The sequence below is a fragment of the Halomonas sp. CSM-2 genome, from assembly GCF_002119345.1.
GTDB lineage: Bacteria > Pseudomonadota > Gammaproteobacteria > Pseudomonadales > Halomonadaceae > Vreelandella > Vreelandella janggokensis.
In genome coordinates this window covers 1-6836 of sequence record NZ_NBYR01000042.1, presented here as the reverse complement: position 1 = coordinate 6836, position 6836 = coordinate 1, and the positions used below count along the sequence as shown (strand labels likewise).

The window sequence follows — 6836 nt, the reverse complement described above, 5'->3', positions numbered from 1 at the left end:
GGGGACAGCCGTGTCGTTAAGCAAATTACCCAGGACTTTTTTATCCCGTTTATCGATTTGCGTGATCAAAAAGCCGGGTATGCCGTGAGCCTGATCAAAGCCGGTGCCGATATTATTGGCCGCCCGGCGGGAGAGGTGCGCGCGCCTTTAACGATGCCTACCGCTGACGAATGTCGGCAGCTCAAGCAACTAATCGATAAAGCCAGGTAAAGTCCTTCTCAAACTGCAAGACCATAATAAATTTACAACGATCGAATGAGGTGAAGCATGTTGGTATCTAAGAAAGCGCTAGCTGGACTGGGTTCGGCCGCCTTGATGGCATCAATGGCTGTTGGTTCGGGTGTTGCCTTTGCCCAGGATGGCCCTTTGCGGGGCAATGTACGGGTGGTCATCGGCTCTACGTCGACCGGTGGTGATACCTATCAGAACTCCAGCATTGTTGCGGATGCGTTATCCGAAAAACTTGACCTGAACATGAAGGTCGACGCGGTTGGCGCGAACTCTGCTTTCCGGACCCTGGACCGCGATTCCCGTGGCAACACGCTGATGATTTTCCATGACCAGTCCTACCTGGGGTATTTGTATGGTGTGGAGGGCTACGACAATATTTTTGAAAAATATACCGTGGGCCCGACAGTGGCTATTAACCCAGGCAATGCCTACTTGGTGCCAAAAGACTCTCCTTACGAAACCCTTAATGACATTATTGCTGCGGTGGGTGAAGGAGAGACGGTACGCGTCGCAATCCAGCCAGGCGGTGTCTCGGAAATCGGTTTTAGTGCATTAAAGAATGCCATTGCGATTGAGCACCCTGGTCAGGAAGACAACCTGGTGGCGGTCAATACCGGATCCCAGTCAGACAAGAATCAGCAGCTTTTTGATGACCAGGCTGACGTGATTAACGGTACAGTGCAGGCTAACGAGCAATACACGCGCTTGCCGGAAGATGATCAAAAGGCCATGCGATTTGTCTGGTTGACAGCCCGTGAACAGACGATTGAACAGGCGCCAGAAGAGGGCCTGGGCCAGACCTCTCGTGAACAGTTACTGGAATACGTTGAGCCTAACGTCAATGTCACAATGGGGGATGACGAAAACTTCACCTTCGATAAGGAGTTCTTCTTTCTTTATAACAAAGATATGGATCCTGCCATCGTTGAGCAGATTGATGAAGCTCTAGCAGAAATCTACGAGGAAGGTGAGATTCAAGAAACACAAAAGAACGCATTCTTCATTCCTAACTTCAAGCCTTCTCACGAAGCGTCTGAGTACCTGCAAGACAAGATGGCACGCTACGAAGGCATTATCGAAAACATCAAGTAAGCGATTCAGGCACCGGCACATGAGTGTCGGTGCCATCGCCATCAGACATAAGCACTATAGAACCACGATAGGCCAGGATCGCCTGCTGCCTATATCGGAGCTGTTATGGAATCAGGTCTGTCAAGTCTGCTTAGCATCTCGATCGATTTCGAGACGTCCCATCTGTTCTTCCCGATGATTATTCATTGGGTGTTGGCGCTGCTGTTCCTTGCCGTGTTAGTGACAAAGACAATTCCTTTTTTGGCCGCTGTAAGGCGCGGCGAGCGCACCTTGCCGATTATCGGTGAGTCCATGGATAGCTTCCGCTTCTTCGGTACTCTCGCCTTGATGGTGGCGTATTTCTACCTGATGGCGTTCGTGGGCAACATGTTTCCCTATACGGGTTACGGTTTCCTGTTCGTCTCGATGGTTTTCGTCTTGCTTATGGCATTGATGTATATGCATGAGTGGACAAAAAAGGCGGTGACCACTGCGGTGATCACGGCCATTGTTGCGCCCAGCGTGGCTTGGTTCGTACTGGCCAAGCTTTTTAAAATTACCCTGCCGTGACCGAAGTGAGTACCCCCCATGGAATTTTTGTCACTTCTTGATCTAACGTTTTTCCTTCTTGCTGCCTTGGGCGCCCTGGTCGGCATCATCTTTGGCGCAATACCCGGCATGACGGCGACTATGGCGGTAGCCGTGTGTCTCCCGTTGACCTACGCCCTGGGCCTTAACCACGGCTTGGCGCTGTTGCTTGGCCTGTATGTAGGGGGAATATCGGGCGGTATGGTGCCGGCGATTCTGATTAATATTCCCGGCACTCCCTCGTCTATCACCACCACCTTCGATGGCTACCCGATGGCCCAGAAAGGTGAGGGCGAGAAGGCCCTTCGGGTCAGCGTCATCGCCTCAGTGGTCGGCGGTCTTATCAGTGCGGCCGTGCTGTTCTTTTTTGCGCCGGTGCTGGCAGATTTCTCGATCAAATTCTCCTATGTGGAGAAGTTCCTGATCATTCTGCTTGCGTTGAGCGTGATTGCCTCACTCTCCAGCAACATGCTGGTGGGTATCTTCAGCGGCGTGATCGGCATCTGGCTAAGCCTGGTTGGCGTCTATAGCACCTCTGATGGCGGCAACGGCAAAACGCGGCTGATGTTTGATTTCTTGGAGCCTTACCTGTTTGAAGGCTTCTCTTTGCTGCCTGTATTGATCGGTATCTTTGGTATCTCAACGATTCTGCTCGAGGCCGAAAAAGGCGTTAAGAATGACCTGACCGGTGAAGGCGTGAAGCTCGGCAAAGGGAGCAGCGGTTTCTCCATGTCGATCTTCAAAGGTCGTTTGACCAACCTGGTTCGCTCCTCATTTATAGGTACCTTCGTCGGCATGCTGCCGGGGGTGGGCGGTAGTGCGGCATCTGTGCTGGCTTACACCCAGGAGAAGAACCTGTCGAAGGACTCCTCTGAAATGGGCAAGGGTGCGCCTCAGGGCTTGATTGCCTCGGAGTCTGCCAATAATGCCTTGACCGGCGGTGCGCTTATTCCACTGCTTTCCCTGGGGATCCCCGGTGACTCTACCACCGCTGTGCTGATTGGTGCCTTCACCCTTCAAGGCATCCAGGTGGGGCCGCTGTTCATCCCGGAGAACGTGGATACCTGGTATGTGATGATGACGGCGCTGATCTTCGCCAACATCGTGATGTTCTTCCTGATGTTCTACGCCATCAAGCATATCGCCAAGGTGGTGATGGTACCCAAGCACCTTCTCTTCCCGATCATTGTGATGATGTGCGTGGTCGGTGCCTATGCGATCAATTACGGCATCATGTTCGATGTCTGGACCCTTTTGATCTTCGGTGTGCTGGGCTACGTCATTCAGAAGGTCGGGCTCGAAGTCGCACCTTTGATTATTGGCTTTATTTTAGGCAGCCAGGCGGAAGTCTATTTCGTCAAGAGCCTTGAGTCTGCTGGCACTTTCTCCATCTTCTTCACCAAGAGCCCAATCGCCGTTGTGCTTTGGATCTTGATCATCGCGTCGGTGATTTTTTCCATCTTAATGGGGCTCAAGCGTCGTAAGGTCAGCCGCGAGGGAGCTTCCCAGTGATAGCTATTCAACTGCATATCCCGGAGGGTCGACCATGACGCAGGACAATCAGTCACCTCGTGTGATTCGCATTCATCCCAGTGATAATGTTGCCGTTGCTGTCGCACAGGGTGGGCTGGCAGTTGGCGAGCGTCTTGATGACGGCATTGAACTCCAGACGCATGTGCCTCAGGGCCACAAAGTAGCTCTGGTGGCCCTGGCCGAGGGGGATGCCGTGATTCGCTACGGTGAGGTGATAGGAACGGCCGCCCTGGCGATCCCTTGTGGTGGCCATGTCAATGAGACCAATCTACTCATGCCTACACCGCCTGCGTTGGACGATCTGCCGCTGGCGACACGTCCGGCGCCACCAGTGGAGCCATTGGAAGGTTACACCTTTGAGGGGTTCCGTAATGCCAACGGTAGTGTCGGGACCCAGAATGTTCTCGGCATTACCACCAGCGTGCAGTGTGTGGCGGGTATTGTGGATCACGTGGTGCAGCGCATAAAACGTGAGTTATTGCCCAAGTTTCCCAATGTCGATGCGGTGGTAGGGCTTAACCATAGCTATGGCTGTGGCGTGGCGATCAACGCTCCGGCCGCCGTAGTGCCCATTCGCACGCTCAAGCATCTGGCTCAGAATCCCAACTTTGGTGACGACGTCATGGTCATCGGGCTGGGGTGCGAGAAACTGCAGCCCTCTACCCTGGTGGATGATCAGCCAGTGAGGATCTACGAGAATACTGAGGCTGCTGATCCCCAGGCCAATGTGTTGAGCCTGCAGGACGAGTCGTTCGAGGGCTTTGACGATATGGTGGCAGGCATCATGGCCATGGCAGAGCGACATCTTGAGCATCTCGATAAGCGGCAGCGGGAAACTTGCCCGGTGTCCGAGCTTGTGGTCGGCATGCAATGCGGTGGTAGCGATGCCTTCTCTGGACTGACAGCTAACCCGGCCGTGGGGTTTGCAACCGACTTGATCGTCCGGGCCGGTGGTAGCGTGATGTTCTCTGAAGTCACCGAGGTGCGCGATGCGATTCACCTGTTGACGCCCCGCGCGATTGATTCTTCCGTCGGTAAAGCACTGGTCGATCAAATGGCCTGGTATGACGATTACCTGTCTCAGGGTCAAACCGATCGGAGTGCCAATACGTCGCCTGGCAACAAGAAAGGCGGATTGAGCAATATCGTTGAAAAAGCCTTGGGGTCGGTGATCAAGTCGGGTAACTCACCCATCATTGACGTTATTGGGCCTGGAGAGCGTCTGCGAAAACGCGGACTGACCTTCGCCGCCACCCCTGCCAGCGACTTTATCTGCGGTACCTTGCAGGCAGCAGCGGGCATGAACCTGCAGGTCTTTACCACCGGACGCGGGACACCCTACAACCTGCCGATGACCCCGGTGATCAAGGTCTCGAGCAACTCTACCCTGGCGCGTCGCTGGCATGATCTGATCGACCTCGATGCCGGACGCATCGCCACGGGCGAGTCATCCATCAAGGATATGGGATGGGAGCTTTTCCAACTCATTCTCGACGTGGCCAGCGGCCGTCGGCGCGTTGCCGCCGATAAGCTCGGCCTTTACAACGACCTGGTGCTATTCAATCCCGCACCAGTGACTTAACAGCAGAAACACATCTCGACAGAGCCGATACTATAAAGAGGCAAATTTAAATGTTTCCGACGATTAAAAAAATGCGTGTTGTGCCGGTGGCTGGCTACGATGGTTTTTTGCTCAACCTGAGCGGCGGCCATGCCCCCTGGTTCATCCGCTGCGTGCTGATTCTAGAAGATGACGCTGGCAATAAAGGGGTCGGGGAAATCCCGTCCAGCGACGGTATCATCAAGGGGTTGGAGCAGTGCCGCTCCCTTGTTGAAGGCTCGCAAGTCAACAACGTCAAGCAGACGCTGAACCAGGCGCGCCAGATCCTGGCCCAAAATGGACGTGAAGAGCGTGGCCGCCAGACCTTCGATCTACGCGTTGCGGTTCACGTTATTACCGCTATTGAATCGGCATTGTTCGACCTGTTCGGTCAGGCGCTGGGTATGCCGGTGGCAGATTTGCTGGGGCAGTACGGGCGCCAGCGCGACGAAGTCGAAGCGCTTGGGTATCTCTTTCTGCTGGGTGACCCTGAAAAGACGGACCTGCCGTACCCCAAGGCCGAGAATCCCAAAGATACCTGGGACGAGGTGCGCTACAAAGAGGCGCTCACCCCAGATGCGGTCGCTAACCTGGCAAAGGCCGCCTATGATCGCTACGGCTTCAAGGACTTCAAGCTCAAGGGTGGCGTACTGCGCGGCGAGGAAGAGGCCGACTGCATCCGCGCACTCCATGAAGCTTTCCCGGAAGCCCGTTTGACCCTCGACCCCAACGGCGCCTGGAAGCTCGACGAAGCGGTACGCGTGCTTGATCCGATCAAGCACCTGCTAAGCTATGCTGAAGATCCCTGTGGTCAGGAAGAGAGTTACTCCGGTCGCGAGACCATGGCCGAGTTCAAAAAGCGCACCGGTCTGCCTACAGCAACCAACATGATCGCGACCGATTTCAAGCAATTGCAGTATGCCGTGCAGCTTAATTCCGTCGATATTCCGCTGGCGGACTGCCATTTCTGGACCATGCAGGGCGCTGTGATGGTCGGCGAGCTGTGCAACGAGTGGGGCATGACCTGGGGCTCGCATAGCAACAACCACTTCGACATTTCCCTGGCGATGATGACCCACGTAGCGGCCGCTTGCCCTGGCGAGATCACCGCCATCGATACCCACTGGATCTGGCAGGATGGCCAACGTATCACCAAAGAGCCGTTCCAGATCCGTGATGGCAAGCTGACCGTGCCTAAAACCCCAGGCCTCGGCGTCGAGCTGGATGAAGAGAAGCTGAAAGAGGCACATGCGCTTTACAAGAGCCTCGACGTGACTCAGCGCAATGACGCCATGGCCATGCAGTTCTTGATTCCAGGATGGGAGTTCGATCCCAAAAAGCCCGCGTTGGTCCGCTAAACGTTAATACTTGATGGCATCCTCACCTCAGTACCCTCGTCTATAAAGACGAGGGTTATCGGCATAATAATTTATTATCAGATAGATACTTCTTTTTCTTACGTTGGCTAAGCAAATGACCTGGTTCAACTTTGGTCGTGTTTCACTGATCGCGGCTTGCCTAAATAAGACTAGGTGACTAGCTTTAATTTGTATGATGTATCACAACTGCTGCGCTACGTAGAGCCTAACCTCCACGAGGCGTATCTGGACAAGGGAAGCATGAGGATGGTGGCGTGAAGTTTTCCAAACAAGACGTAATACAAGCGATCGGTGATGGCCTGCTCTCGTTCCCGATCACCGACTTCGATGACAACGGCCAGTTTGATGAAGCCAGCTACCGTGAGCGGCTAGCCTGGTTTATTAGCCATGATATTTCCGCCGTGTTTGTGGCGGGCGGSACCGGGGGGGTTTTT

General features: G+C 54.3%; 6 protein-coding genes and 1 pseudogene. All 7 read left to right on the top strand.

The window, feature by feature from the left end; all coding sequences use genetic code 11:
- Positions 1-210, top strand: a pseudogene (locus tag B7L15_RS19115) (5-dehydro-4-deoxyglucarate dehydratase); the annotation flags it as partial.
- A gap of 57 nt (positions 211-267) precedes the next feature.
- Positions 268-1323 carry an ABC transporter substrate-binding protein gene (locus B7L15_RS19110; RefSeq protein WP_085920476.1) on the top strand — a complete coding sequence of 352 codons (1056 nt, stop codon included), beginning with the start codon at positions 268-270 and terminating at the stop codon, positions 1321-1323.
- A 105-nt stretch (positions 1324-1428) separates the two neighbouring features.
- The gene (locus tag B7L15_RS19105; protein WP_085920475.1) at positions 1429-1872 is read left to right on the top strand and encodes a tripartite tricarboxylate transporter TctB family protein; all 444 of its coding nucleotides are present in this window, start codon (positions 1429-1431) and stop codon (positions 1870-1872) included.
- 18 nt (positions 1873-1890) lie between these two features.
- Entirely contained in the window at positions 1891-3402 is a 1512-nt protein-coding gene (locus tag B7L15_RS19100; protein ID WP_085920474.1) for a tripartite tricarboxylate transporter permease, read from the top strand.
- Between the two features lie 34 nt (positions 3403-3436).
- Positions 3437-5005, top strand: a complete 1569-nt coding sequence (garD, locus tag B7L15_RS19095) for a galactarate dehydratase (protein WP_085920473.1) — start codon at positions 3437-3439, stop codon at positions 5003-5005.
- Between the two features lie 50 nt (positions 5006-5055).
- The gene (locus B7L15_RS19090; RefSeq protein WP_085920472.1) at positions 5056-6381 is read left to right on the top strand and encodes an enolase C-terminal domain-like protein; all 1326 of its coding nucleotides are present in this window, start codon (positions 5056-5058) and stop codon (positions 6379-6381) included.
- A gap of 275 nt (positions 6382-6656) precedes the next feature.
- Positions 6657-6836: dihydrodipicolinate synthase family protein (locus B7L15_RS19085; protein ID WP_176243737.1), on the top strand; the 180-nt coding region annotated here is incomplete at its 3' end.

Bases quoted from the DNA above. Each gene is read 5' to 3' on its own strand.
- B7L15_RS19100 (WP_085920474.1), top strand. From the start codon at position 1,891: ATGGAATTTTTGTCACTTCTTGATCTAACGTTTTTCCTTCTTGCTGCC.
- garD (WP_085920473.1), top strand. From the start codon at position 3,437: ATGACGCAGGACAATCAGTCACCTCGTGTGATTCGCATTCATCCCAGT.
- B7L15_RS19110 (WP_085920476.1), top strand. From the start codon at position 268: ATGTTGGTATCTAAGAAAGCGCTAGCTGGACTGGGTTCGGCCGCCTTG.
- B7L15_RS19090 (WP_085920472.1), top strand. From the start codon at position 5,056: ATGTTTCCGACGATTAAAAAAATGCGTGTTGTGCCGGTGGCTGGCTAC.
- B7L15_RS19105 (WP_085920475.1), top strand. From the start codon at position 1,429: ATGGAATCAGGTCTGTCAAGTCTGCTTAGCATCTCGATCGATTTCGAG.